This window comes from Sulfuricaulis sp. (assembly GCF_049587675.1).
Taxonomy (GTDB): domain Bacteria; phylum Pseudomonadota; class Gammaproteobacteria; order Acidiferrobacterales; family Sulfurifustaceae; genus Sulfuricaulis.
Genome location: NZ_JBAVEJ010000105.1, coordinates 1 through 23,831, shown reverse-complemented (window position 1 = coordinate 23,831; position 23,831 = coordinate 1). Strand labels below are relative to the sequence as shown.

24 protein-coding genes and 2 pseudogenes are annotated in these 23,831 nt (G+C 56.0%); 14 read left to right on the top strand and 12 right to left on the bottom strand.

Features of this window, described 5'->3' with window-relative positions:
- Positions 1-13 precede the first annotated feature (13 nt).
- The 5 genes and pseudogenes from WB402_RS05560 to WB402_RS05540 all read left to right on the top strand — a co-directional run bounded on the left by WB402_RS05560 (position 14) and on the right by WB402_RS05540 (position 2,766).
- Positions 14-441: pseudogene (locus WB402_RS05560) on the top strand (SRPBCC family protein).
- 33 nt (positions 442-474) lie between these two features.
- Entirely contained in the window at positions 475-1,032 is a 558-nt protein-coding gene (locus WB402_RS05555; RefSeq protein ID WP_424205921.1) for a DsbA family protein, read from the top strand.
- Positions 1,033-1,290: 258 nt separating this feature from the next.
- Complete coding sequence (locus WB402_RS05550; RefSeq protein ID WP_424205920.1) at positions 1,291-1,773, top strand: Crp/Fnr family transcriptional regulator; 483 nt, start codon at positions 1,291-1,293, stop codon at positions 1,771-1,773.
- Between the two features lie 103 nt (positions 1,774-1,876).
- Positions 1,877-2,254: a DsrE family protein gene (locus tag WB402_RS05545; protein ID WP_424205919.1), complete on the top strand. Its 378-nt coding sequence runs from the start codon at positions 1,877-1,879 to the stop codon at positions 2,252-2,254.
- Positions 2,255-2,355: 101 nt separating this feature from the next.
- Positions 2,356-2,766, top strand: coding sequence for a low affinity iron permease family protein (locus WB402_RS05540; RefSeq protein ID WP_424205918.1), 411 nt, complete (start codon positions 2,356-2,358; stop codon positions 2,764-2,766).
- Between the two features lie 65 nt (positions 2,767-2,831).
- Here the strand turns inward: WB402_RS05540 and WB402_RS05535 are convergent, their stop codons facing one another.
- From WB402_RS05535 to WB402_RS05525, 3 genes are all read right to left on the bottom strand, one after another.
- The gene (locus tag WB402_RS05535) at positions 2,832-4,016 is read right to left on the bottom strand and encodes an NAD(P)/FAD-dependent oxidoreductase (RefSeq protein ID WP_424205917.1); all 1,185 of its coding nucleotides are present in this window, start codon (positions 4,014-4,016) and stop codon (positions 2,832-2,834) included.
- 362 nt (positions 4,017-4,378) lie between these two features.
- Entirely contained in the window at positions 4,379-5,254 is an 876-nt protein-coding gene (locus WB402_RS05530; RefSeq protein ID WP_424205916.1) for a Kdo hydroxylase family protein, read from the bottom strand.
- Between the two features lie 239 nt (positions 5,255-5,493).
- Positions 5,494-6,369 carry an NAD(P)-dependent oxidoreductase gene (locus WB402_RS05525; RefSeq protein ID WP_424205915.1) on the bottom strand — a complete coding sequence of 292 codons (876 nt, stop codon included), beginning with the start codon at positions 6,367-6,369 and terminating at the stop codon, positions 5,494-5,496.
- Positions 6,370-6,488: 119 nt separating this feature from the next.
- Here WB402_RS05525 and WB402_RS05520 point away from each other — a divergent pair, with 119 nt between their 5' ends.
- The 3 genes from WB402_RS05520 (at position 6,489) to dmeF (ending at position 8,716) form a co-directional block, all read left to right on the top strand.
- The gene (locus WB402_RS05520; protein ID WP_424205914.1) at positions 6,489-6,893 is read left to right on the top strand and encodes a VOC family protein; all 405 of its coding nucleotides are present in this window, start codon (positions 6,489-6,491) and stop codon (positions 6,891-6,893) included.
- A gap of 32 nt (positions 6,894-6,925) precedes the next feature.
- The gene (locus WB402_RS05515) at positions 6,926-7,546 is read left to right on the top strand and encodes a 2-hydroxychromene-2-carboxylate isomerase (protein WP_424205913.1); all 621 of its coding nucleotides are present in this window, start codon (positions 6,926-6,928) and stop codon (positions 7,544-7,546) included.
- Between the two features lie 171 nt (positions 7,547-7,717).
- Complete coding sequence (gene dmeF / locus WB402_RS05510; RefSeq protein ID WP_424205912.1) at positions 7,718-8,716, top strand: CDF family Co(II)/Ni(II) efflux transporter DmeF; 999 nt, start codon at positions 7,718-7,720, stop codon at positions 8,714-8,716.
- Between the two features lie 138 nt (positions 8,717-8,854).
- Here dmeF and WB402_RS05505 read toward each other — a convergent pair whose 3' ends face one another.
- The 4 genes from WB402_RS05505 to WB402_RS05490 all read right to left on the bottom strand — a co-directional run bounded on the left by WB402_RS05505 (position 8,855) and on the right by WB402_RS05490 (position 13,390).
- Positions 8,855-10,552, bottom strand: coding sequence for a hypothetical protein (locus WB402_RS05505; RefSeq protein ID WP_424205911.1), 1,698 nt, complete (start codon positions 10,550-10,552; stop codon positions 8,855-8,857).
- Positions 10,553-10,649: 97 nt separating this feature from the next.
- Positions 10,650-11,351, bottom strand: a complete 702-nt coding sequence (locus tag WB402_RS05500) for a toll/interleukin-1 receptor domain-containing protein (RefSeq protein ID WP_424205910.1) — start codon at positions 11,349-11,351, stop codon at positions 10,650-10,652.
- Between the two features lie 4 nt (positions 11,352-11,355).
- On the bottom strand, positions 11,356-12,228 hold the full coding sequence (locus tag WB402_RS05495) for a c-type heme family protein (RefSeq protein WP_424205909.1): 873 nt from the start codon (positions 12,226-12,228) through the stop codon (positions 11,356-11,358).
- A gap of 568 nt (positions 12,229-12,796) precedes the next feature.
- The gene (locus WB402_RS05490) at positions 12,797-13,390 is read right to left on the bottom strand and encodes a CBS domain-containing protein (protein WP_424205908.1); all 594 of its coding nucleotides are present in this window, start codon (positions 13,388-13,390) and stop codon (positions 12,797-12,799) included.
- A gap of 419 nt (positions 13,391-13,809) precedes the next feature.
- Here WB402_RS05490 and WB402_RS05485 point away from each other — a divergent pair, with 419 nt between their 5' ends.
- The 5 genes and pseudogenes from WB402_RS05485 to WB402_RS05465 all read left to right on the top strand — a co-directional run bounded on the left by WB402_RS05485 (position 13,810) and on the right by WB402_RS05465 (position 16,738).
- Complete coding sequence (locus WB402_RS05485; protein WP_424205907.1) at positions 13,810-14,349, top strand: DUF3617 family protein; 540 nt, start codon at positions 13,810-13,812, stop codon at positions 14,347-14,349.
- A 19-nt stretch (positions 14,350-14,368) separates the two neighbouring features.
- Positions 14,369-14,596 carry a hypothetical protein gene (locus WB402_RS05480; RefSeq protein ID WP_424205906.1) on the top strand — a complete coding sequence of 76 codons (228 nt, stop codon included), beginning with the start codon at positions 14,369-14,371 and terminating at the stop codon, positions 14,594-14,596.
- Positions 14,597-14,626: 30 nt separating this feature from the next.
- Positions 14,627-15,052: a phosphatase PAP2 family protein gene (locus WB402_RS05475; protein ID WP_424205905.1), complete on the top strand. Its 426-nt coding sequence runs from the start codon at positions 14,627-14,629 to the stop codon at positions 15,050-15,052.
- A gap of 211 nt (positions 15,053-15,263) precedes the next feature.
- A pseudogene (locus tag WB402_RS05470) lies at positions 15,264-16,133 on the top strand (IS3 family transposase); the annotation flags it as partial.
- 284 nt (positions 16,134-16,417) lie between these two features.
- Positions 16,418-16,738 (top strand): DUF2934 domain-containing protein, encoded by a 321-nt coding sequence (locus WB402_RS05465; RefSeq protein WP_424205904.1) that lies wholly within the window; start codon positions 16,418-16,420, stop codon positions 16,736-16,738.
- 210 nt (positions 16,739-16,948) lie between these two features.
- On the opposite strand, the gene WB402_RS05460 is transcribed toward WB402_RS05465, so the two are convergent.
- The 3 genes from WB402_RS05460 to WB402_RS05450 form a co-directional block, all read right to left on the bottom strand.
- Entirely contained in the window at positions 16,949-17,437 is a 489-nt protein-coding gene (locus WB402_RS05460; protein WP_424205903.1) for a Spy/CpxP family protein refolding chaperone, read from the bottom strand.
- A gap of 148 nt (positions 17,438-17,585) precedes the next feature.
- A complete protein-coding gene (locus tag WB402_RS05455; RefSeq protein WP_424205902.1) occupies positions 17,586-17,780 on the bottom strand; it encodes a CsbD family protein in 195 nt (64 codons plus the stop codon).
- 38 nt (positions 17,781-17,818) lie between these two features.
- A complete protein-coding gene (locus tag WB402_RS05450) occupies positions 17,819-18,427 on the bottom strand; it encodes a BON domain-containing protein (RefSeq protein WP_424205901.1) in 609 nt (202 codons plus the stop codon).
- Between the two features lie 380 nt (positions 18,428-18,807).
- On the opposite strand from WB402_RS05450, the gene WB402_RS05445 reads away from it, so the two are divergent.
- Complete coding sequence (locus tag WB402_RS05445) at positions 18,808-20,241, top strand: MFS transporter (protein ID WP_424205900.1); 1,434 nt, start codon at positions 18,808-18,810, stop codon at positions 20,239-20,241.
- Between the two features lie 291 nt (positions 20,242-20,532).
- On the opposite strand, the gene WB402_RS05440 is transcribed toward WB402_RS05445, so the two are convergent.
- Positions 20,533-21,633, bottom strand: coding sequence for a metallophosphoesterase (locus WB402_RS05440; protein ID WP_424205899.1), 1,101 nt, complete (start codon positions 21,631-21,633; stop codon positions 20,533-20,535).
- 328 nt (positions 21,634-21,961) lie between these two features.
- A complete protein-coding gene (locus WB402_RS05435) occupies positions 21,962-23,431 on the bottom strand; it encodes an alkaline phosphatase PhoX (RefSeq protein ID WP_424205897.1) in 1,470 nt (489 codons plus the stop codon).
- Positions 23,432-23,831: the final 400 nt, after the last annotated feature.

The following is a 23,831-nucleotide window of genomic DNA, read 5'->3' as shown; positions in this document are numbered from 1 at the left end:
GAAGGAGAGAGCCATGCCGGATATTCTTCACAGAGTTGGAATCAAAACCACGCCTGAAAAAGTTTTTGAGGCTCTCACCACGGTTGAGGGGCTTGCTCATTGGTGGATCAGGGATAGAGCCGGCGATGCCAAACAGGGCGGAATTATTCTCTTCGGGTTCAGCGATATGAAAGTCGTGGAATTAAAGCCCAATAAACTGGTGAAGTGGAAATGCGTAAGAGGGCCCAAAGAATGGGTGGATACGGACCTGACTTTTCAATTGATACCCAAGGACGATCAAACCTTTGTTCTCTTCACCCACGCCAATTGGAAGGAGCCGGTGGAATTCATGCATCATTGCAGCACCAAGTGAGCACCTACCTATTAAGCCTGAAGGATTGGCTGGAGCGGTCCGAAGGCCGTCCCACTCCCTATGACGTCAAAATCCATGCGGGCGATTAACGCAATTTTTGTGACATTGAAAATGGAGATCGAATGCCGCAAGAACGAAATGAAGCAGTGCTTCTGCTTCCGCTGAACTCCACTGACCACGTCCTGGGGCCGGCGTCGGCCACGGTTATCGTTATCGAATACGGTGACTTCGAATGTCCTTATTGCCGCACCGCGTATCCCGCCGTGAAGATACTGCTCAAACATTTCCAGGACCGCGTGCGTTTTGTGTTCCGGCACTTTCCCGTGGTCGAGATACATCCTCACGCCGAACGCGCGGCGGAGTCGGCCGAGACGGCGGGCGCCCAGGGCAGGTTTTGGCCGATGCACGATCTGCTGTTTGAGAATCAGCAGCATCTGGGCGACGAATACCTGCGGCAGTACGCCCTTCAGGCCAGGCTGGATTTGCAAGGCTACGACCGGGACATGATCAGCCGCATTCACCTGTCATCCATACGTGAACAGATGAACAGCGGGAAGCAGCGTGGAGCCCGGGGCACGCCGACTTTCTTCGTGAATGGTGTCATCGAGGATGTGTCTTTCGGAATGGATACTCTTTATAAAGCGATAGAGGCCAATCTTCAGCCGGCGAACATGAGTTAGTCCGGCCAACGCTGATTGCAATAATTGGGGTCAGAGTGAGCTATTCCGATTTCCCCATGGATCGCCACGGCATGGCCAGGTCACCCAGTATTTCCCGATAACGTTGACATGCTTGGCACGTGAACATCCCTGACCAAGATACTAGGAGAATCTGGTCCACCCATCTCGGGGCAGCGGCAGTAGAATAATGCCATGGCACGCGTCGCTCAGCGTAGCGCGACACGGCAACTACTTTCTTTTTAACGGAGGATCCAATCCATGAGCCAGACAGTACAAGCCGATCTCGTGCGCGCTTCCGCACTCGGCGATGAACTCGACAAACCCGAGGCCCAGATCCTGGCCGCCCTGATGGCCAGCCGCACACTGAACGATGGCGAGATGCTAGTCCGCGAAGGCGGCCCTGAACGCACACTGTACGTGCTGGCGGCGGGCCAACTCGCCGTGAGCAACGTCCGCGACGGCAATGAACAGGTCGCCTATCTGATGAACAAGGGTGAGTGTGCCGGCGCGCGCTCGTTCATCGATGCCATGCCGCGCCGTACCACCTTGCGCGCCATCGGGCAGGCCACGGTGTATGCGCTTGAGCCCGACCGGTTCGAGACGCTCATCGACAGCCACCCGCGCATCGTCTACAAGGTCATGCGCGCGATGTACCGCATCACGCACGCCAACCTCTTGCGCATGAACCAGGAGACCCAGCAGCTCACCGATTACGTGACCAAGACCCACGGGCGTTTCTGAGTCGCGCGGAGTCCGCGGACTGGGCGCGGAAAAAAATGGGGCATCTCACCCTGAACCCTTGATTCTCGAATTCATTGAGGTCTGATGAATAAGGATGCGAATCATGGCTAATGAAAAGGTACTACCGGCAAAGTTTATATTTACCCTAACAAGCTTTTGGCAGGATCCTGATCGTGTGGCAATACCACTGGCGATGGGCAATACTGCATTGGCATTAGGCCACGATGTGGTTATCTGGTTAACGCTGGAAGGTGTCAATCTTGCCAAGCCTGGTGTCGCCGATACGATCATCCCCAAAAGCTTCCCACCGGTTAAAGAGTTGTTGGCGGCCTTTATTGAAGGCGGTGGTCGTATAGGAGTCTGTCCGCCTTGCGCAAAAGTACACGGCGTGACTGATGGCATGATGATAGATCATGCAGAATGGATGGGGGCTGCTGCAATGCTTGAGATAGCACGGGGTCGAACTGCCTTTTCGTTTTGAGTTCTTGAATAAAATGAGATCAGAGAACAATTACCGCTAAAACAATTGTTCTCTGAGCCCGATTTCGTTCCTGGTTCGTTGCCAAAAGCGAGGCACTCCGCATGCATAACGCCACCTGGTATTCCCGGTTTGCAAAAGGCGCCGCCCGTTTCTGCGGACGGCCACGAGTGTTTGTCTATGCCGTCGGCGTTATTGCCGTGTGGGCGATCACCGGACCCGTCTTTCGCTTCAGTGACACGTGGCAATTGGTGATCAACACCAGCACCACCATCGTAACCTTCCTGATGGTTTTCCTGATTCAGAACACACAGAATCGCGACACGGAAGCGATCCAACTCAAGCTCGATGAGCTCATCCGCGCCACCCAAGGCGCGCATAACGCCTTGCTCGATCTGGAAGAACTTGAAGAGGCAAGCCTGGAAGAGTTTCGAAAGAAGTATGAAACGCTCGCCAGAGTGGCAAGAGAGGAACTGCGCCGAGGAATTCGAGACACGGGAACACCAGAACCGTGAAAGCCGTGATTTGACCCTGGTTTGTGCGGTTCTGCCCCGCGTCTCGACTTAACACACCGCGCGATCTACTCGTGGATCAACCCGGCGAGTGTGGCCGCGCTGAAGGTGTCTTTGGAGACAATCAGACGGCGCGCGGCATCGACTTGACCCCAGGTATTCCACAGTAGTACGCCGCGCACGCGCCCAGCCTTGAGATAATACACAACGCCCTGGCGGAACGGCTCCTTCCAATCTTCCACGATATCCATGCCGCCTCCGAAGTCGCCAACCGCTTCGTAACCCAGATCGAACAGGTCAGAATAAAAGTAGGGCAGGTGTTCGTATTTTTCCGAGGCGCCGGCCATGTTGCGCCCGGCCATCGCACCCATGGTATTGGCATTATCCTCGTGTTCAACGCGTCGGCGCATGTCGAGCGCCGGGCTATAAAAGTTGGCGATGTCTCCAGCGGCGAAAATGTCGGGTGGTGCCGCGCGCAACTGCTCGTCGACCACGATGCCGTTGTCGATCTTGAGGCCGAGCGACTTAGCCAGGCCGACCTCGGGTTCAATGCCGATGCCGGCGACGACCGCGTCCGCGGACAAGGCCTTGCCGCCCTCGGTATTGACGGTGAAACGCTCGCCCTTTTTTTCCAGGGCGCGGACTTTCTCACCGGTCAGGACTTCGACGCCTTTCCCGCGGAAATAACCGTTGAGGAATTCGGATAGCTTGGGCGGATAAATGCGCGCGCCGATGCCGGTGTCGGGAAACACCATGGTAATCTTGCAGCCGTTGATGGACAGGGCGGCGGCGATTTCCGAGCCGATGAATCCTCCGCCGATTACGATGAATTCGGACTTGCGGTCAGCCAGCGCACGCAGGCGCTGGTAATCATCGAGCGTACGGAAGTAGATGACGCCGTCAGGTGCTGACGGCAGACGTCGCGCAACGCCGCCCGTCGCCATCAACAGCTTTTCATAACGGTAAACTTCACCGTGGCTGTCGGTGATGGTTTTCGCGGCGACGTCGCCGCTCACCGCGCGCGTGTCCAGAAAAAGATCAGCCTTGGCCTGTTCGGTTTTGCGCCAGATGGAGTCGAGCGGCTTGCCGGTCCACAATTTCTTCGACAGCGGTGGACGGTCGTATGGAGGATGTTTTTCGCCGCTCAGTACCGCGATATTTCCACTGTTGTCGCGCTCGCGGATGCCGTGAACCGCCGCATCCGCCGTCATGCCGCCGCCGACTATCACGTATTGGTAGTTCTTCATCGCCATGTCATTCGCTCCTCTCAACTTTCTGGTATACACGAGCACAGGCCACGACGGCAATAGCACCAAATTTCACCATGACCAGCGCGCATATGCCGTCAGTTCCGCGCCGTCTTGGGTATGGCAAAGTCCAGCGCGAAAGTGAGCAGTGTCAGCATCGAAAAATGGGGTTAGAGAATAATTACCGCTAATATTAGAAACAATTGTTCTCTGAGGTATACCCGTTTCCATGGACACATGGTTAAGCAACACCCACACGCGCTTCATAACGCACGGGACTCACGTAGTCCAGCTACTGATGTAAACGCTGGCGTTTATAGAACACCTTGATCCACTCGAAGATGGCCACTCGATGGAAGGGTCGGTCGTCATGTCATCTCTCGGCCGAGTAGACGTTCAAGAATACGCAGCGGCGCCTGAGACGAGTCCAGCATGTAGTCAATGGGTAAATGAAAGGTTTGCTCCAACGCGTACTGCCCGGTCATGGCGGCGTGTGATACCTGGTCGCTAAATACGATCCACGTGCTGCCTGAATGGAAGTCATGAACACTTTGAGCGACTTCTGGCTGGTAAGCCAAGTCCGCCTTCATTCGGTCGTGCAATTGCAGCATGAAATGATCATAGGGACTGCGTCGACTCTTTGTAACGCCAAGCAGGTTGAGCACATGGCTGGTGCCCCAGATCGGACTGGGCAGCGAAGGTAGATAGCGGCGCGCGGCGCCTTCGAACGATTCTCCAAGCCTCCAAGTGCGACTCTGTCCATGCGGATTTACGTTGGTGAAGACACGCAGGATTCGCTTTCCCTGAGTGGGCGACGACGGAAAACTATCTACGTGCAAGCGCGTGTCGTCCTTTCGCCAGGAGGTCGATCGCCCAGCGATCTCAACGGGCCGGAAACTGGTACGCGCCTGCTGCAAGCCCGCCTCGTAGCGTGGCAACAAATTGTGGAGCAAGGTTTTGCTGGATGTAGCGAAGCGCTGCATCATGCTCCGCAGTAGTCTCAGTTCCGCTTCATCGGCGTCGCTGCCCCGCGACGTTCCGCTGGATGGATCCAGACTGACATTCTTGCCTTCCCCGGCGATTGTCGGGGACAGGAGCCGGCTCTCGCCATCTTGTATCGAGAAGCGGAGCTGCGGGAACAATAGGACGCTCCCCCATTCGAGCGCACGGAGTGCGTACTCCTGCTCGGCTGCTGAGCACGGTTGATCCCAGCTCGCGATTGAAAGACTGATGACGTCGGTCATATCGGTTCATTCAGGTCTGAGGCGTACCCGTTTCCAAGAACACAGTGTTAAACAACACCCATGAGCACTTCATAACGCACGGGTCTGACGTAGTCCAGCGACTGGTGCAAGCGCTGGCGGTTATAGAACACCTCGATTCTTCATTGAACACTTTCCTTCAGGCATTATGTGCCTATCTGGGTGTCCGTGAAATTAGGCACGCCTCATCGGCGAGGGTCAGCGTGCTTTGACCACGCCGGTCATGCGCCGGCATCCTTCGCCGCCAGCCCGCCGATCGCCGACCAGTCGAGATTGTCGCCGCCGTGGGCGAGCAGGGTCAGGAACCGGTCCCGGAGCAGGCTCGCCAGTGGCATCGGTACGCGCAGTTCTTCGGCGGCGGCCAGCGTCAGCCGGATATCCTTCTGGCCGAGCGGCGCCGCGAAGCCCGCCGGCTCGAATATTCCGCCGGCAATCAACCCGCCGTAGGTCTTGTAGACGGGAGCGTTGAACAAGGTGGATGTCAGCATCTCCAGATACTGCCGCTGATCGACGCCACCCTTGGCGACGAGCGCCAGCGCTTCGCCAAGCGATTCAATCACCGAAGCGATCAGGAAGTTGCCGCTGAGCTTCACGAGGTTCGCGGCCTTCGGCGACTCCGAGAGCACGAAGGTCTTCTGTCCCATGGCCTCGAAGAGCGGGGCCGCGAATCGGATCGCGGCCGGTTCGCCGGCGGCGACGATGAAAAGTTTGGCCGCCGCCGCTGCGTCGGGGCGGCCGAACACCGGCGCCGAGACGAAACGCTGACCGGCCTTGGCATGGGCCTCCGTCAGTTTCTCCGACAAGGCGACGCTGATCGTGCTCGATGAAACATGAACGGCACCCGCCGGCAGACTCTGAACGATGCCATCCTTTCCGAAAGCCACGCTCTCCACGGCATCGTCATTCGCGAGCATGGTGATGACCGCCTCGCCCAGGGACGCGTCGGAAACACGGGTGGCTGCTTTCGCGCCCTGCGCAACCAAGGCGGCGGCCTTCTCCGGCGTTCGGTTATAGACCGTTACGTGATGGCCGGCCTTCAAGAGGTTGGCCGCCATGCCGGCGCCCATGCGCCCCAGTCCAATAAAGCCAACATTCATGGTGTTTCTCCTTCGTTATGCAATCAGTTGCCGGAAAAGTGGGGCCGAGGAACAATTATCGCTAATATTTAGAAACAATTGTTCTCTGACCCTATTTTCGCTTGAATGGAGGAAGAATAATGAATCCCGTCGTTCACTTCGAGATGCCGTATGAAAGTCGAGAGCGTATAGCGAAGTTTTATGAGTCCGCATTCGGTTGGCAGATGCAGATGTTTGGCGGGGAGATGGGCGACTATGTGCTGGCGACAACCGCCGTGGCGGATGCCAAGCCCGGAACGCCGACGGGCGCCATCAATGGCGGCTTCTACCCCAAAAAGCCTGACTGGCCGGCGCATTATCCGTCGGTCGTGATCGGGGTTGGCGACATTCGTGAGTCAATGAAGAAGGTAACTCAAGCGGGTGGCAGGGTCCTCGGCGAGCCGATGGAAATCCCAGGCATCGGGCAATATGTCTCGTTTTTGGATACTGAAGGTAACCAAAACAGCATGCTCCAACCTGACCTGCGTATGCAGACGCCGTCTTGAACAGATAATGGCAATGAAAGTGAGGTACATCAATGGCCGTGGAGTTCTGGTTCGAATTCGCAAGCACTTACTCTTATCCTGCCGCATTACGCATCGAGGCGCTCGCCCGATCGGAAGGCGTCCCCATTGTCTGGAGGCCGTTTCTGTTGGGCCCGATCTTTCGCACGCTGGTTTGGAGTGATTCTCCCTTTAACCTTCAGCCTGTAAAAGGACGCTACATGTGGCGCGACTTGGAGCGCATCTGTGCGGATCTATTGATCCCGTTCCGCCGCCCCTCGCAGTTCCCGCGCAATGGACTGCTCGCGGCGCGCATTGCCTGTTGGTTTGCGACGGAGCCTTGGGTTCCGGAATTTATTTGTTCCGTGTACCGGGCTAATTTTGCCGAGGATCTCGACATCTCGAACGCATCGCTGCTGGAGAGCCGCCTCGATCGTCTGGGCCAGCCCGGAGCCGCCCTGATCCAGGAGGCGCAGTCACCCGAAAGCAAAGAAAAACTGCGTGCCCAGACAGAGCGTGCCGTTGCGCTAGGGATCTTTGGCGCGCCGACGTTGGTGGTCGGACCCGAACTGTTCTGGGGAAATGATCGGCTTGAAGCGGCAATGTCCTGGTACAAGACTCACCAACAAGCGGGCGCAGTCAAACAATTCACTTAGTCTGAAAATTGGGGTTGGATCGCAGTTTCCGCTAATATTAGCGGCAACTGTGATCTGACTCCGGTTTGTAAATCCTCTTTGCGATACTTAGCGTGGCCACACTTGCTCGGAGTCGGCGAATGTCTGAGGTTCTGATCCTGTCGAACTGACAAATGACAAGCGGACGAAGCGATGCATACACATAACCTCTCTCCCTGGACTCACAACCACGTCTTTGACGCAGGCAATCACGCGGCGGAGCGAGGTACCCGCGCCGTCATGTGGATCACGGCCACCATGATGGTCGTGGAGATCATTGCCGGCTGGTGGTTCAACTCGATGGCGTTGCTGGCCGACGGCTGGCACATGAGTTCGCACGCGGTTGCTATCGGCCTGAGTGCCTTCGCCTACGCAGCCGCTCGCCGCTACGCCCGCGATCCGCGTTTCGCCTTCGGCACGTGGAAAATCGAGGTGCTGGGCGGCTTCGCCAGCGCGATTTTTCTGCTGGGCGTCACCGCAATGATGGTGTTCGCCTCGGTCGAACGTCTCGTTTCGCCGCAGCCGATCCACTACCAGGAGGCGATGATCGTGGCGGCCATTGGCCTCGTCGTGAACATCGTTTGTGCGATGATCCTGGGCGGCGCGCACGATCATCACGATCACGAAGAACACCACGGCGGCCATGATCACGGCCACCATCACGACCACGACCTCAACCTGAAGTCGGCCTATGTGCATGTGATCGCCGACGCCGCCACGTCGGTCCTCGCTATTGTTGCCTTGGGAGGCGGCTGGATCTACGGCTGGTCGTGGCTGGATCCGGTCATGGGTCTCGTCGGCGCGGTGCTGGTGGCGGTCTGGGCCAAAAACCTCTTGAGTGAAACCGGCAAGGTACTCCTCGATCGCGAAATGGATCACCCCATCGTGGACGAGATCCGGGAAGTGGTTGAAACCGGGCCGGCGGCTGGTAACATCCGAGTCGCCGACCTGCATGTCTGGCGTGTCGGTAAAGGATCGTATTCATGCGCGCTGAGTATCGTCACCCATGACCAGACCTTGACGCCCAGGCGTGCGCGCAAGCAACTCGCGCAGCTTAAGGAAATCGTCCACACGACCATTGAGATCCACCACTGTATTGAAGATTCGGTCCACCAAAGCAGCGATTTGAAGTCGCATCCGGGGCCTTGCTGAGGCGCCATGCGACGCGTGATGTTGCAACGATGAGAATAACCTTCTAACTTCGTTCTTGTACCGGACGCGGCAAATGACGTTGCGCCGCTGAATGTAGCGAGAACAGAAAAATGGGGTCGGAGAACAGTTACCGCCAAATCAACCTTTGGGGATTTCAATGGGACGTTCGCGGCGCAACAGAACCCAATCGCCATTCTCAATGAGAGCTTCCTTGCCGAGTTCCCGAATCAGGTGAGTAATACGTTGATGTCTTTCCTGATCTCCAGGGACCTGTTGCTCCAGGGCATCGAGATGCTTGCGCGCGCGGTTAAAGATTGTGGCAAAACGCGCGTATTGTTTGCACTGGGCCTGCAAACCGGTTTTTTCGGCATACTTGACCCACAGCGCTGCAACGATGGGAGTAAACCCCATGAAGACAATAAGCACATGATGAAACTCACCGGAATGTTCCAGAAAATCCCAAAATGCAATGACCGCGACCGAAGCCAGAAGACCAGCGCCATATAACCAGCCCGAATAGCGCTCCAGCTTTTCGAGACGTTCGTTTTGCTTGTGCGCATTGTGGGTAAAATAGTTCCGCTGATCATCGACCCACTGTTTGAGCGTTGAAACGTTTGGCACCGTGCGAGTCGACGGAATCGAATTCACGGCTCTTAATCCTTCGCGGATCCATTGCAGTTCGTCATTTTGCTTGCGCAAGTAATTTGAGGATACATCCAGCGAGACGCCAGCCAAACGCCAGAGGAGTTGCACCCGAAGGCCCTCAGCCAATGCCCGGTAATCGAGATACTTACCGTGCGCATCGTTATTGCTGTGCCAAAAATACAAACCGCTGATGGTGACGAATAGTGCCGGATAAAGCGCCAGCACATAGCGCGTTACAAACAAATGGGCATAGGCCTCAAAGGCCAGCGCCATCCCGGCCGCCAGCAGGAGAATCGCAATCAGGATTCGATGCGCCACGCGCCGGTAGTGGATCGCCATGGTATCGGCAAATCCGTAGATATCCAGGATCTTCTGTTCGGCAGGCTCAAGGGCCACCGTGCCCGGGATCAGATTTTCCGTGGAATGGCGAACGTCGTGGCAGTGGCGTCGTGCCGGATCGGCATTAAACGTTTCGATATAACCATATATGTGATCGTAGTCCGCTTTGCTGCGGTCCTGAGGGTATAACCAATTCGTCTGTCCCGACGTGATCGCGTCGGACTTTTCGTGAAGCGCTTTCTTGCGCCGACGTGTTTTGACGTGGAACACGGGACCGCTGTCAACGGCATCCAGAATCTTCTGGTCCGGCAAGAAAGGTAGCGCAACGCCCTGCAGTTTGAATTCGACCACGTGGGAAGTGCCGCCGACATATCGGTTATACATCCCATCCCACAATGCAATGAGGATGTGACAGTGCGTGGCGATATAAGCGCCCACTTGGGCGTATTGGCGGTCGCGATGCTGTCCCGGCACGCCAATATTCATGTCGTTATTGCCTTCGGCAAAGGGCAGTACAAAAACATTCCGATCGGGCGCGGCATTTCGCAACCGTCGATATTCATCCACGGAATCAGGAAAATCCTTCAGGTATTCCGCTTCGGGCAACGGGAGTGGAACAATCAATTCAAGACCGAGCTGCAACGCCACATCGGCAACGAGCCGGTCGGCGCCAACCGCCAGGGAAGACATAACCTGTATCGGAGTGGACGGATATCGCTGACGAAGGTTCGCGAAGAAATGAACCAAACGCTCGCGATAGACCGCCAAGTCCTCGGGAAACAGGTCGTGATGGCCGGAGGCGCCGATCACGATGGGCAAACGCCCCATGGTCACACAGTCGGTGGCAGACACGCTAACGTAAGTTCATTGGATGACACTTTTCACCACGGACACCGGGACTCGCCTCGTGCCGCTGGACATAAGGCACGGAAAACAGATCGGTTGATATTTATTTTTCCAGAAAGCGGCAATTCTCGTGGAACGACTTCTTCTCGGTATCCGCCTTCAGCTCGTTGGCGAGAAGAGAAACCAGCTCTTCGATCGATGAGGTTTTTTTCGCGGCCTGCGTTACCAGCAATTTCGCCATGGGTCCCAGGTAACTGGCCAATTGGTTTTCGATGTATTTCAAATCGTGTTGCGCAAACGCCGCCGCGGCCCTGGCGATAGCGGCGGGTGGCGCCGATTTCGCGGGCGCGCTGGCAATTGTTGCCGCCATGGGGGGGAAACAATCCACCGAAAGCCCGCTTAACACCCCCTGTACACATTCCCGAAGCTTGTCCAGATGCGCCTCGAATGGCAGTGTAACAGCGTCCAGCCAATGCGGGGTGCTCACGAAATATTCCAGGCTTTTGGAAAGAGGAACATCTTCAACGCGTAGCGGCAGGATGCGCACACCCTTGTTTACGGCGCGCTCAATTTCGCGGCGCACCTGCGGCGAGTTGTTGGAGCGTGAAGAAAAAACAAAAATCATAATCGCCGCGGAGCTGATGGCATCGATAATTTCCTCGGCCCAGTCTTTGCTCGGCGAAATATCGCGTGGCGCCATCCAGCAGCGTATCCCCGACGACTCCAGTTTAAGACAAATCGAGTTGGCATAGCCCAAGTCGGGATGGGCATAACAGACAAATACCTGATGGCTCACGGTGTTCATGGCGTTATTGCTTCATCATCTCCATGGCTTTCTCCACGCTTCGGCGCATTCGATTGAAGGAATGACCCAGTTGCGAGATTTCATCTTTTCCATCACTCCTGAATTCCGGCACGGCAAGATCGCCGTTGCTAACCTGATCGGCGATCAAGGCCATTTTTCGTACCGGCCGGATGATGATAAAACGGAGTGCGATATTCAGTACAATAAAGATAATGGCAAAGGTTGCCACCTGCGAGATAATGAAAGCGCGAAAGGCGTAATTGGCTTTCTCAAAGGGCACGGAGAGCGGAACCGAAACTATCTGGCTGCCGACGATTTCATTCTGCTGCCAGCCGAAACCATTGGCGGTACCATAAAGCACTTTCATGGTTTCTGGCGCGTCTCCGGGTACGCCGTGACAGACCAGACATTCGGGATTTTTGATGCGAATCGGGCGCGCCAGATAGAGCGAGGGCCCGGTCGGCGTTTCGCGCTCACCGATGATTTCGGTGAGTTCGCCATTTTTACGGAACTGTTGAATGATATCTGTTTCCCATTCCGTCGACCTGTCGCTGGGATTCGTGGGATTCAAAGTGGCTTCCTTGTACCAATACTCCGGGCGAGTCTGGCGCAGCCGGTTGAATTCCTGCGTGGCGGCATAGGAAGGCACAGTCTGGGGGAGAAATTTCTCGCTGAGCTTGTCCACCAGGAGCGGTTTAATTTCGTTAATGGTGTACGCGCGTGCCGCCAGTGCGGATTCCATCATCATGCCGGCATGCGTGATGACCTCGCGCTTGGCGTTATCCTGCAAAATAGCGTGAGAGATATAACCCGTAATTGCCAGGCCAGCCAGAAACACGACCGCTAATGCAAGGTTAATCTTCGTCGTCAGCGTCATTTATGTTCATTCTCCCATTACGGCGCGTGATGACGGCACGACCAGCGCCAATCATCCTTCTACGCCGTTATCAATTCCTGCCGCGGGTTTCACACGCGGCAAAGGAATCGCAAGACATCAATATACCAAAACAATCGGACTAACAAAGGACTGAGTGAATCAATGGATTGATTACGTTCATGTGCTCTCCTTTGTTTTATTCTTTATATTCTTATGACTACGTGCCTTGTGATGTGAGCAAAATCAACGCAGGATGCTAGCTGCCTTTGCTTCCGGAATAGATCATCAAGGCCCCCTCCAAACATGATTTGGAGGTAATTTGGATCAGTATGTTACACCGAAATTACCCTCCGTCTATCGTGGTAATTTTAAGGTTGTTTTTCCATGCATGCCACTGTCCATGTCGCATTCCCTTCACCTTAGGTGGCGGTTCCCCTGATTCATCGGCAACGCCAATACTCAATGCGCTCGCCCCACTCCCCCATTCCACTCTTCCCTCTTGAAGGGGGAAGGGGTAGGGCGCCAATGAGCGAAGCGAATTGCGCCGGAGGAGACTCGTCTCGCTGCGCTAGGCGATCTGTCCCACCAGCGCGGCCAGCGAGCGGGCGGGGTGCACCTCGGTTGTCACGTTGTAACCCAGGAGCTTGTCGATCTGGCTGGTGGAGAACATGCCGATCACGCGTTGTGATTGCGTGGCCTTGTCAGTCTTCACCACCAGCGCGTGCTGGCGTCCCTGCTTGCGCAGGGTCTCGATAATGTCGCCCACTCGCGCGTCGTGAATGGCTTGCGCATCTAGCGCGCAGATATCCGGCTGCGGCGTCATCACCGCCGACACCGTAATCTCGGCGCGTGGCATCCGCGTTTGCTGGGTGATCTGGATCGGCCGCTCGCCCATGATGTCCTTCGCGGTGATCAGGCCGATGATTTGGTCGGCATCATTCATCACGAACAGCAACCGAACGCCGCTGGTTTTCATTTTCTTCAGGGCCACGTCAATGGCGACCTCGGGACGTGTGCTGATCGGGTGCACTACCTTGAAGTTGGTCATCACCGCTGCCGCGGGACTGTCGAGCTTCACGATCTCCGGCGGTGTGGTCGGGTGTGCCAACGTCGAGTGCGGCTCGAGCGTAACGCACGCAATGGTTTCGAATGAGTAGGGCATGGTGAACCTCCTTAAGCGTGGTTCGTAATTTTCCCCGCCTGACCATATTACGCCTTGCACCCACCAGGCCAAGTATTCCCGTAGCAAATGCGTGTGTATATCGAAACTGAATTTAGAATCAAGGGGTCGGAGCAGTTGAAAAGCAAGGTTAGCTTTTTATTTCAATTACACTGACCCATTGATCTGGGAAATAGAACTCCGGCCCTGGGTCGAGACGTTCTGACGGGTTACTCACGGTGGATTCATCCGCAGCGCCTGCCGATTTTTTTTGCGTAATTCTCATATATGACAGCGCACCGGTCGCGCACGAATTCAGAAAGCGATGAGCTGACGATGTTAGTGGAGCAGGGCGAGTTTGTCATAGAATAATCGATCTGGCCCCTTTGATTCCCGGAAAACCAACCACAGGAGAAACGACGATGAAACGAGGATTCTTGTATGGCGCACTCATGGTGAGCATCACTCTTGGCGGGACAATGACTAGCGCCCTGGCCGCGCCGCTCGATGTAAAACCCGGTTTGTGGGAGATGACCATCCACACGGAAACGCACGGCCAGTTGCCTATCCCGCCTGAGGTCTTGCAGAAGATGAGTCCGGAACGGCGCGCTGCCATGGAGGAGGCAATGAAAGCCCGGAACAGCCAGCCGCACGCACATGTATATAAAGATTGCATCACGCAGCAGAAGCTGGACAAGGACGAAAACGCCTTCCTCACGGGCGAACCTGACATGAAGTGCGAGAGTAAGTTCACCAAGCATACCCGCACCTCCATCGCAGGCACCCGCCATTGCACAAAAGGCAGCATGCAGCAAACCCAAGATCTTATATTTGAGGCTCAGGACCGCGAACATATCACCGGCAAGATGAATGTAAGCGTCCGCAATGGAACCAACACCATGACCTCCAAGGGAAACCTGTCAGGCCACTGGATCAGCGCGTCGTGTGGCAAGACACCCTGAACGCTTTTCGAGGGGTGCGATGAAAGACCTGCGCTGGGTGGCGCCGTTGGCAATCACGGCTTGTGTGCTGTGCGGCACGGCGTTGGCCGGCGGCGGTCCGCTGGGAATCGACCATCGAGTGACCCAGGACGACAGCGGAATCAGGCAACGTAAATATCAACAGGGCCTGATGACGCTGATGATCGGCGGTGAAATCGTCGGCGCCGTGTGGGAGTGCGGCGAAACCCGCCTCGGCAAAACCTTCTAGCAGTCGATCGATGCATCGGTTCTGGGAGGCTTGTCGGTGGAGGTGCTGAAGGTCACCACCTCCCGGAAACGCCCGTCAGGGACCGATAACCCCAACGAGTTTTTCAACGGCGACCACCACCGCAGCTTCCCCAGCGGCGAAGTCACAGCTGCCAGTTCTATCGTGACGCCGTTCGTGGCGGAATATCGCGAGGACCATCCTTCGGTATACGCGCTCGAGATCCTGCCGGTCTATGACATGGTGGCGCGGGTCAAGGTCAGGGGACATTGGCAGACCGACGTGCTTGCCGGTTATGCCCTGGGTACGGGCTGGGGCGTGTACGCGCACGGGCGTTCGCAACCATTGATACTATCCGCCTTGCCCCCCCGGATTTACGGTGGGTCTGCACAAGAAGTTCTAGCGTTAGATTACAACTCCTCGCAGAAACGTCGTGGGGGGTTGGCGTTTTTTTTATGATCTCGGATCAGCATCCACAAATTCGACGCCTGAGAACAAATATCCGCAGCCATGATCGAGCGAATTAAAGGGGCTAGGCTCAGTTTCTTCTGCCTGTGGTGGAGTGAATCGAAGCGGCGATAATCGAACCTGGACTTCCCAGCCTTTACCGGACACCTTAGATTGAGTTCCCAGAATAGGAGGAAGTCCAATGGGTCGTCAACACCATTCGCGAGGAGTCCGAGCCAAGTACACCTTCATCAAGGCCCATCGGAACGAGTTCGACACAGCGATGATGTGCCGCGTTCTGGAAGTGTCCCACAGCGGGTTTTACGAATGGCTGCGTAAACCCTTATCGGATCGTGCGCGTGAAGATCAGCGGTTGCTCAGGCTGATCCGCGCGTCCTACGCGGCGAGCCACGGTGTCTACGGCGCTCCGCGCATCTTTCTCGATTTGCGAGAAGCCGGCGAGACCTGCAGCAAGCATCGGGTCGCCCGGCTCATGCGGGCCCACCACATCAAAGCGAACTATGGTTATCGTAAACCGCGCACCATTCGCGGACGCACCTCGGTCTTGGTGCCCAATACCTTGCAACGTGGCTTCACCGTGGCCCAACCGAATCGGGCGTGGGTGACGGATATTACCTATGTCCGCACGTGGGAAGGCTGGCTTTACCTAGGCGTCGTCATGGACTTGCACTCCCGGCGCATCATCGGCTGGTCGACGAAATCCACGCTGGCCCGTGAGCTCGTGTTGGACGCGCTACTCATGGCGGTCAAGCGCCGTCGCCCGCAACAAACCCTGATTCACTCCGACCAGGGATCGCAGTACGGGAGTGACGATTGGCTGCGGTTTTGTCGCGAGCATCATCTTGAGCCCAGCATGAGTCGGCGCGGCAACTGTTGGGACAACGCGGTGGCTGAATCGTTCTTCAGCAGTTTAAAGAAAGAACGGATCAAAAAGCAGATCTATAAAAACCGCGATCTGGCCAACGCCGACATCGTCGATTACATCGAGATGTTCTACAATCGGACACGCCGACACAGTCATCTTCATGGCGTGAGCCCCGAAGTGTTTGAAGCCGCTTCGGTGGGTGTTTAAGGGTGTCCGGAATATCCTGGGAACTCCAACCCGGCCCCTTTTATACTGATCCTTGCCTCACTCCGACCTCGATTTCACCTCAGATGGACTTTTTACGTAATGTGGTGCAACGTTCTCCGCGGGAACAGGTCAAAGTGTAGGTATAGACATTTTTTCCGTCGAGTCGCTTGAACTTATCGCACGTTTTCTCGAAAGATATCGGTAATGTAAGCATTTTTTGAACAGGATTCGTGCGGCTATCAAGCCTGGAACTGATGCTTTGCTCTTTTTTTATGTGTAACGGAATGATTGATCACTTTATTTCCAAGGAAATCGTAAGGAGAAAACGTATGACCTACTTTGACAAGACCCCATCACACAAAGCTACCTCCCAACAAGCCAGGCAGAAAGCAGCGTCTGTACCGCCACCGCCACCAGCCAGCGATGAAAATAAAAGTCCACGGACGCCATCGAGCAAATCGCAAGTTACTTCGCAGCATCGAGAGCAGATGATCGCGACCAGGGCTTATCTCCGCGCGGAGCAGCGCGGCTTTGCTTCCGGGCACGAGCAGGAAGACTGGCTACAAGCCGAGGCTGAAGTCGACCGGTTAATTATCAAAAGATAACGTGTACCACAGATGATTCGTGCACGGATATCCGTCACGGTTCCTTCGCTGAGGAAGTTCTGATTAAGTCTCCCGTTCGCCCTGAGCTTGTCGAAGGGTGAACGTGAAATGCCGTAAATAACGGGTGATTCGTCCGTTGAATAATCGGGGACAGACCACGGTTAATTGTTGGCTGAATCATAAAACGTGGTCTGTCCTCGATAAATACTACTACATATGTCCCATATGGTTAATTTGCATCTTTTTATCGAACACGATTTTTTGTTCAGGTGTAAGGGTGTTATAGAACGTTTTAACCGTGTCTGACATTGCCGCCAGGTGCTGTGCGCGATCCTTCATCCTGTTTGCCATCATTTCTATACGCTCAGGCGCAGTCCGCGGCATGTTCTGCATATATTTTTTCATGTCTTCCTGCATTGATGCCATGCTCTTGGCTTGAGTAATGACCTGGTCGGAAAAGTTACTCCAGGCCGGCTCCTGATCTTTGGTGAGATTGAGCCCGGCTTTGAGCTCACTCAGGTGTTTCTGGGCGCGGGCGACATGATCCACCTTCATGTCGTTTTGCATCATGCCCATGCCGTAACATCCGGTCTTATCTTTCTCATGTTTCATCTTGCTGCCGGGATCGGCGGCAGTTGCAACACTGACTGCGAGCAACGATGCGATAAAACCGAGCGCGATTTGTGTGTGAAGTTTCATGTAATTTCCTTTTAAAAAAAGCAATAAATTTCTTGCCGGATTGCAGTCGCAACGAGAAATATTGCGAGCGAGATGGGTCACATCACCGTTTCCGCAAATATTAGCGGAAACGGTGATGTGAATCCGGTTTACATAGAGGACAGGGTGCTTAGACGTGCCCGAGGTCTTTCAGATTCTGTTCAGCCTTGTCCTTGGCCAGACCGTAGTGTTCCTGCAGCTTGCCAAGCAGATACTCCTTGTTGCCTTCGGCCTTTTCGAGATCGTTATCTGTGAGCTTGCCCCACTTTGCCTTGATCTTGCCGGAGAGCTGCTTCCAATTTCCTTTGACGATATCTTCATTCATTGCTGGTTCCTCGTTGCGGTGATGGTTATTTAGACCGGTTATTTGGGTGCGACGGTGAGGGCGGACGTGTTCACGCTCTTCACGCCTTCCACCTTTCCAGCGACGTCCTTCACGTGCTCGATGGCATCCCGGTTCGCCAGGGTACCCTTCAGAACTACCACGCCATTAATCGTCTCCACGCTCACATCGAAGCCCTTACTGACGCTGTCAGCGAGAAGCTCGGACTTCACCTTGGTGGTGATCCAGCTGTCAGACGCGACCCGCTCCGTCTTCGCGCCAGTGTCGCTGCTCCCGGGCGTTCTCAGGTTGTTGTCAACGCTCTTGACACCCTTGACCGACTTTGCCATTGCCGCAGCCGCGGACTTTGCCTTCGAGTCGCTTGCCGTACCCTCGAGCGTGACCACGCCATTGGTGGTGGTCACACTGATGTCGGATTTCTTGAGGCGTTTATCCCCCATCAGCTTGGACTTAACCTCGGTGGTGATGGCGGTGTCGCTGATCGCGGCGCCCATGCTTTCGCTATGCGCCTTCGGCATGGAGTCATCATCGGAGGCGGCATACGCCGTGCCGATGCCAAGCCCGACAACCAGACCGGCGACGATCAGCGCGTTGCGGAGTGAGGTTTTACCGAACGCGGATATATTCATGCTGTTTCTCCGTAAATGTGAATCGTCAGTGCCAAATGGTGATGCAATGGAGGGAATCGTTTTCATGGTGACCTCTGGTGAGTAACGGTTAAATAGAAAGACTGATACAGCGGTGTCCGTGAAGCACCCGGACATGCCGAAGACGAGCTCGTTGTTTCGTTCTTAATTGCGCATGGTGGGCCGTTGAAGTTCGACAGCTTGCTCGTAAGCGCCACACCTTGTCGGTGCGGTGCCATACATAGCGACGCTCCCGTTGAGCGCTGTTTTCCACGGACAGGCACAGAAAATTGGGGTCAGGCCACAGTTTCCTCTAATATTAACGGAAACTGTGACCTGATCCCGATTTTACGATTTTATCGCTCGATGTTGTGCCGTAACAAATGAGCCAATCCACCGTCAAGCAATATCTGCCCTGGGTCGTTGCGGCGGCGCTGTTTATGGAACAGCTGGATTCCACCATCGTCAATACCGCGGTGCCCGCGATGGCGGCCAGCTTGCATGTTACGCCGCTGAGTCTCAAGGCGGTTGTTACCAGCTACATTTTGAGCCTGGCGGTATGCATACCAGTCAGCGGCTGGATAGCCGACCGCTACGGCACGCGCCGAGTGTTCGGCGTTGCGGTGGCCGCGTTCACGTTTTTCTCGGTTCTGTGCGGTCTGGCCTTAAATGCCCCGATGCTTGTGGCCGCGCGAATTTTTCAGGGCATGAGTGCGGCGATGATGATGCCAGTAGGCAGGCTCGCGATCATCCGCACCTTTCCTAAATCGGAACTGCTGACGGCGATGAACTTCGTCATCATTCCGGCGCTGATCGGTCCGCTGCTCGGTCCAACGGTGGGCGGGCTAATCGTGCACTGGCTGTCGTGGCGGGACATATTTTTTGTCAACGTTCCGGTGGGCATTGGGGCGCTGCTGCTCATTCATCGCCACATGCCGGACTACCAAGCAGACGGGCGGCGACGCCTGGATATCGTTGGCCTGGTCCTGTTCAGTAGCGGTACGGCACTGCTATCCTGGCTGCTGGAAATATTCGGCGAGCATAACCTCGACGTGACGTCGGCCGCGATTCTGTTGCTGGTGTCCATCAGCCTGCTGGGCGCCTACGGCTGGCATGCCCGTCAGACGCCACACCCCCTGCTGCGACTCACGCTGTTCCAGATACGGACGTTTCGTGTATCGGTGGTTGGCGGCTTCATCACGCGGCTGGGCGTCGGCGGGCTTCCTTTCTTGCTGCCGCTGCTGTACCAGCTCGGTCTGGGCATGCCGGCATGGAAGTCGGGTCTGCTGATGATGCCCTCCGCGGCCGCCGCCATGGGGATGAAGTTCATCGCGCCACGTGTGCTGCGGCGTTACGGTTATCGGCAGGTTTTGGTGGTCAACACACTGATGATCGGGCTCACTATCAGCCTTTTCTCTCTGGTGATTCCAGCCACGCCGATTGCACTGATCGTGCTGCTTGGACTGGCCGTGGGATTCTTCAATTCACTGCAGTTCACCAGCATGAACTCAATGGCCTATGCCGACATCGAAACACCGGACTCCAGCATGGCCAGCACCATCGCGAGCTCGTTGCAGCAGATGTCCTCGAGCTTCGGGCTCGCCTGCGGGTCGCTGATCACTGGCTGGTACCTGGGCGAGTTGTCGCAAACTGATCAAGCGGCCGTGACGACCGCGCTACACCATGCATTTCTGACTCTGGGTGGTTTGACGTTGCTATCATCGCTGACGTTCTGGACACTACGTTCCGACGACGGCAAGAGTGTAAGCGGGAAGGGCCGGTCTGAACCTCACCCGATTTCACAGGCATCCCGATAAGGGGGAACAAACAATTGGGGCCAGATCACAGTTTCCGCTAATATTTGCAGGAACTGTGACATGACCCCGGTTTGTCCAATGTAAACGGTTATATGACGCTCCTCAGCATAATGGTAAGCGTTGCAACGATTCTTTTTCTTATCTTGGAAAGGGCGTTCCCCGGTCGTGAATTGCCGAACTCGAAAGGGTGGTATGGCCGAGCGCTATTGGTAAATCTTGCGCAGCTGCTGATTATTCTGGCGCAGCGGGACAGATCTGTTTCGCTTGGAAACAAATCTGCCCCGCATTCACTTACTGGCAGCTGGACAGGGGACCGTTACAGTAGGGAACATTGACCCAGCTGAACGCCTGGCTCTTGTCCGGGTCGATGGTCAGGCGCAGCCACTCCGCGGGCGCGCTGGTCGAGCCCTGAACGGTGATGCGCGTCAGATTCGGAACGGCCTGCGTGCCGTGGATCAGCCCCGTGGCGCTGCCCGGGTCCGCGAGCGGATGATCCGCGCCATAGACATGCGAGTCGCCGTTCAGCAACAACACCGGACGGCCGAATTGCACGCTGAGATCTGCCAGCTTCTGCACGTAGGGCGTGTAATTGCCGAGCTCGCCGCTGGCCAGAGCTTCCGGGTCCCACATGTCGGCCTGCTGGACGATGACCACCGCCTTGGCGTGATCGTCCCGCGCCTTATCGAATGCCGCCTGCAACCAGCGCATGTCCGCACCGGTGCGCTCCGATACTTCCTGAGCCTGCGCGCCCGGGTTGGCGAACGTGCCGGACCATGGCGCGGTGTCGTTGTTCGAACCCGGCATGTTCAGCGTCACGAAGACGACCCGCGAATCTTCCCACATGACGTTCTCGACAAACTGGGCGTCGGACGGATAGGCCGGATCGAAATTCCTGGCCTGGGTCCGGACGATTTTCTCATTCTTGCCCAGGGTATGACCGGATTTGGCGAAGAACAGGCTGCGTACGCTTGCCAGTTCCTTGAGCGGATCGCCACTGCTCTTTTCCTTGCTCTTCTGGCAATCGGTCCACTCGTTGTCGCCCGGCGTATAGACGAGGGGATCCTTGAACTGCTGAAATTGATAGTAGACGCCCTGATTCCAGCCCGGATTCGATGTCGGTATCGGCGGCAGGATGCCGGCGCTGGTGCAGGCAGCGCTGCCGGAGTGGATGTCGCCGACGTGAATCACAAGACTGACCTTGGGATCGGCGTTGACCGAGTTGATCAACAGCGGCGCATTGTCGAGCAGGAGCTGGTTGTAAGGCCAGTCGCCGAACACCGCGACCGTAAGCGGTCTGGCATCGTCATCGCCGTTGCGGCTGTCAGCTATTGTCGAGGCGGCTACGAAGCAGTCCGCGGCGAGAAGTAAGGTTACGAGGAAATGTGGTTTCATGGAATGTTTTCCTTGATTGATTAAGATCATCGTTGCGAAAGTGGCACGTTGAGTTTCGCCAATCCAACCCCAAGCAGCGGTTGCCGTGCCGGCCGGATTGAATTGACGGTTTGATGCTACTCACTCACGGTTACAATTTAATGACCTGACGACATGGCGGGAGACTCTTATGGTGCGCAAAACATGAAAAAGGATCGGAGTGATTTATTATTTCACCCGATCCTTTTTATTGACTCCTGGTTACTCTAATAAAAATTTTTCCGGTACAAACGAAAAAACGCGCCCGTTTTCACGGGCGCGCTTGCCGATCATCACGGCCATTTATCTATTAATGATGATTGTGATGCTTATGCATGATCCCGCCCCAACCGTTGATCTCCAGGATCACACCATGGCCGGTGACGTTGTGCTGGATGCTCACGAAGTAGCGCTTGCCGGTGGCGTCGAAGATGCCGCCCGTTGATTCGGCGTTCAGGTCGTTGAGGCTGATGACCTTGACGCAGGCATCGGCGAGAATGTCTTTGTCATCGCCGTCGTCCAGGCAGGACCAGATGTCGTTGTTGCGCGCCGGCGTCGCCACCGGGCCTTCACCGTCTTCGTTGACGAGCCAGTTACCCGTGCCGGGCTGATAAGCGATGTTGTCCATCATCGCCATGTCGAAGTTGCCGAAGACCAGCGGCTGATATTCCGGGGTGGACAAGGTGACCTTATCTGCCGCCTCGGCGAGCGTGCCATCGGTGATGCAGATGGTTTCGCCCCAGTGATTGTCGCCGCCCTGTGTGTCTTCACCGGTGTTGTTGCCGCAGAACCGCACGTCGCCGTCCTCCAGAACGGCCAGGTCGATGTCCAGGTCTTCCGGACGGTAGTAGCTGGTCAGCTTCAGGGTCGATGCCGCGGCGCGGAGGTTGATCGGCGCAGCGCCCGTGACCGGGATCCACGTGCCACGGCCGAACTCATTGCCCTGACCGTAGTCGGTGTTGCCGCTGCGTTTGCCCACGCGCATGCCGTAAATATTACCCGCCACCAACGGCGAGTCGGCGAGAGTGGAAATCGGTACGCCGCCGGACCACAGGGTGCTGGGGATGAACTTGAAGTAAGCGCCGCCGGGGTTGCCGTTGCCCGGGCGGTTCTCGTCGCCGAAATACATCACGCCGTTCGGATATAGCGCGATGCCTTCGAAGGACAGTTGGCCGAGCGCGGGACGGACCGCCACGTGGCCGGGATCGGAGGTCGTGGTGCCCGCTCCCGATCCGGAAACCGTCACGCCGGTGGTGGTCAGGGGGTCCAGGAGTTCGAATATACGGCCGTTGCTGCCGTTCTCTTCGCCGAAGATGATCGTGCCCCAAGCGGTACGGCGCACCGGATCACAGCTCGACAAGCCCGAACTGATGATATTCGCGACCGCGCCGGTGCTGAGGTTGATGCGTTGCAGGGCCACTTGCGCGCTGCCTTGCTCGTTGCAGGCGATCAGATGGGTTGGGTGGGAATCGTTCGGCCACAGGGCCATCATGTCTATGTTGGGACCGAGGCCGGCATCGGCGCTGACGACCTTGGCGGTCAGTCCGTTGGCGAGCTTCACCAATTTGGCGGGGTTGGCGTTGGCCTGTGCCGCCGTCAGGCTGAGAGTCGACGAATCGTCGAGCGGACGGTACACGCCGAACAGGTCTAACGATTGGGACTTCGCCAGGAATTCAACCTGCTCGCCGAAGTCGAACTGCTGGCCGAAAGCGAAGGCGCAGGCCGAGGCGGAGACGGAACTGGCTATCGCGAGAGTGACAAGAGTTTTTTTCATACTCATGATTGATTTCCTCATAATCTTTAAGGTTGACGTTTGTTACTTAATCTCCGGTAAACAGAACGGAACCGTAAGATAGAGGTGTTGTATTGCACCGCTGTGTCACTTTCATAAAACTTCTATGTCTTCCGCATTACCATGAATTTCGCCAGATACGCGGACATATTATTTAAAGATGGATAAAACGAAATCGGGGATCAATGTCAGCTGAAACGAGGCGAGGATACCGGGGAGTACAAAACCGGGGTGTGCAGTTGGCGAGGGATCAAGGGTTCAGTGCAATTGAAATTGATTCGAGCCTGGACCCTTTAGATTACGACTCCCCGCAGAAACGTGGTGGGGGGTCGGCGTTTGTCTTATGATCTTGGCCAGCAACCACAAATTCGACGCCTGAGAATAAATA

Coding starts and splice junctions, on each gene's coding strand:
- WB402_RS05535 (WP_424205917.1), bottom strand. CDS start 4,016: ATGGCGATGAAGAACTACCAATACGTGATAGTCGGCGGCGGCATGACG.
- WB402_RS05445 (WP_424205900.1), top strand. CDS start 18,808: ATGAGCCAATCCACCGTCAAGCAATATCTGCCCTGGGTCGTTGCGGCG.
- WB402_RS05520 (WP_424205914.1), top strand. CDS start 6,489: ATGAATCCCGTCGTTCACTTCGAGATGCCGTATGAAAGTCGAGAGCGT.
- WB402_RS05440 (WP_424205899.1), bottom strand. CDS start 21,633: ATGAAACCACATTTCCTCGTAACCTTACTTCTCGCCGCGGACTGCTTC.
- WB402_RS05435 (WP_424205897.1), bottom strand. CDS start 23,431: ATGAGTATGAAAAAAACTCTTGTCACTCTCGCGATAGCCAGTTCCGTC.
- WB402_RS05460 (WP_424205903.1), bottom strand. CDS start 17,437: ATGAAACTTCACACACAAATCGCGCTCGGTTTTATCGCATCGTTGCTC.
- WB402_RS05550 (WP_424205920.1), top strand. CDS start 1,291: ATGAGCCAGACAGTACAAGCCGATCTCGTGCGCGCTTCCGCACTCGGC.
- WB402_RS05495 (WP_424205909.1), bottom strand. CDS start 12,228: ATGACGCTGACGACGAAGATTAACCTTGCATTAGCGGTCGTGTTTCTG.
- WB402_RS05480 (WP_424205906.1), top strand. CDS start 14,369: ATGAAAGACCTGCGCTGGGTGGCGCCGTTGGCAATCACGGCTTGTGTG.
- WB402_RS05490 (WP_424205908.1), bottom strand. CDS start 13,390: ATGCCCTACTCATTCGAAACCATTGCGTGCGTTACGCTCGAGCCGCAC.
- WB402_RS05555 (WP_424205921.1), top strand. CDS start 475: ATGCCGCAAGAACGAAATGAAGCAGTGCTTCTGCTTCCGCTGAACTCC.
- WB402_RS05530 (WP_424205916.1), bottom strand. CDS start 5,254: ATGACCGACGTCATCAGTCTTTCAATCGCGAGCTGGGATCAACCGTGC.
- WB402_RS05515 (WP_424205913.1), top strand. CDS start 6,926: ATGGCCGTGGAGTTCTGGTTCGAATTCGCAAGCACTTACTCTTATCCT.
- WB402_RS05525 (WP_424205915.1), bottom strand. CDS start 6,369: ATGAATGTTGGCTTTATTGGACTGGGGCGCATGGGCGCCGGCATGGCG.
- WB402_RS05500 (WP_424205910.1), bottom strand. CDS start 11,351: ATGAACACCGTGAGCCATCAGGTATTTGTCTGTTATGCCCATCCCGAC.
- WB402_RS05465 (WP_424205904.1), top strand. CDS start 16,418: ATGATTGATCACTTTATTTCCAAGGAAATCGTAAGGAGAAAACGTATG.
- WB402_RS05450 (WP_424205901.1), bottom strand. CDS start 18,427: ATGAATATATCCGCGTTCGGTAAAACCTCACTCCGCAACGCGCTGATC.
- WB402_RS05485 (WP_424205907.1), top strand. CDS start 13,810: ATGAAACGAGGATTCTTGTATGGCGCACTCATGGTGAGCATCACTCTT.
- WB402_RS05545 (WP_424205919.1), top strand. CDS start 1,877: ATGGCTAATGAAAAGGTACTACCGGCAAAGTTTATATTTACCCTAACA.
- WB402_RS05455 (WP_424205902.1), bottom strand. CDS start 17,780: ATGAATGAAGATATCGTCAAAGGAAATTGGAAGCAGCTCTCCGGCAAG.
- WB402_RS05540 (WP_424205918.1), top strand. CDS start 2,356: ATGCATAACGCCACCTGGTATTCCCGGTTTGCAAAAGGCGCCGCCCGT.
- dmeF (WP_424205912.1), top strand. CDS start 7,718: ATGCATACACATAACCTCTCTCCCTGGACTCACAACCACGTCTTTGAC.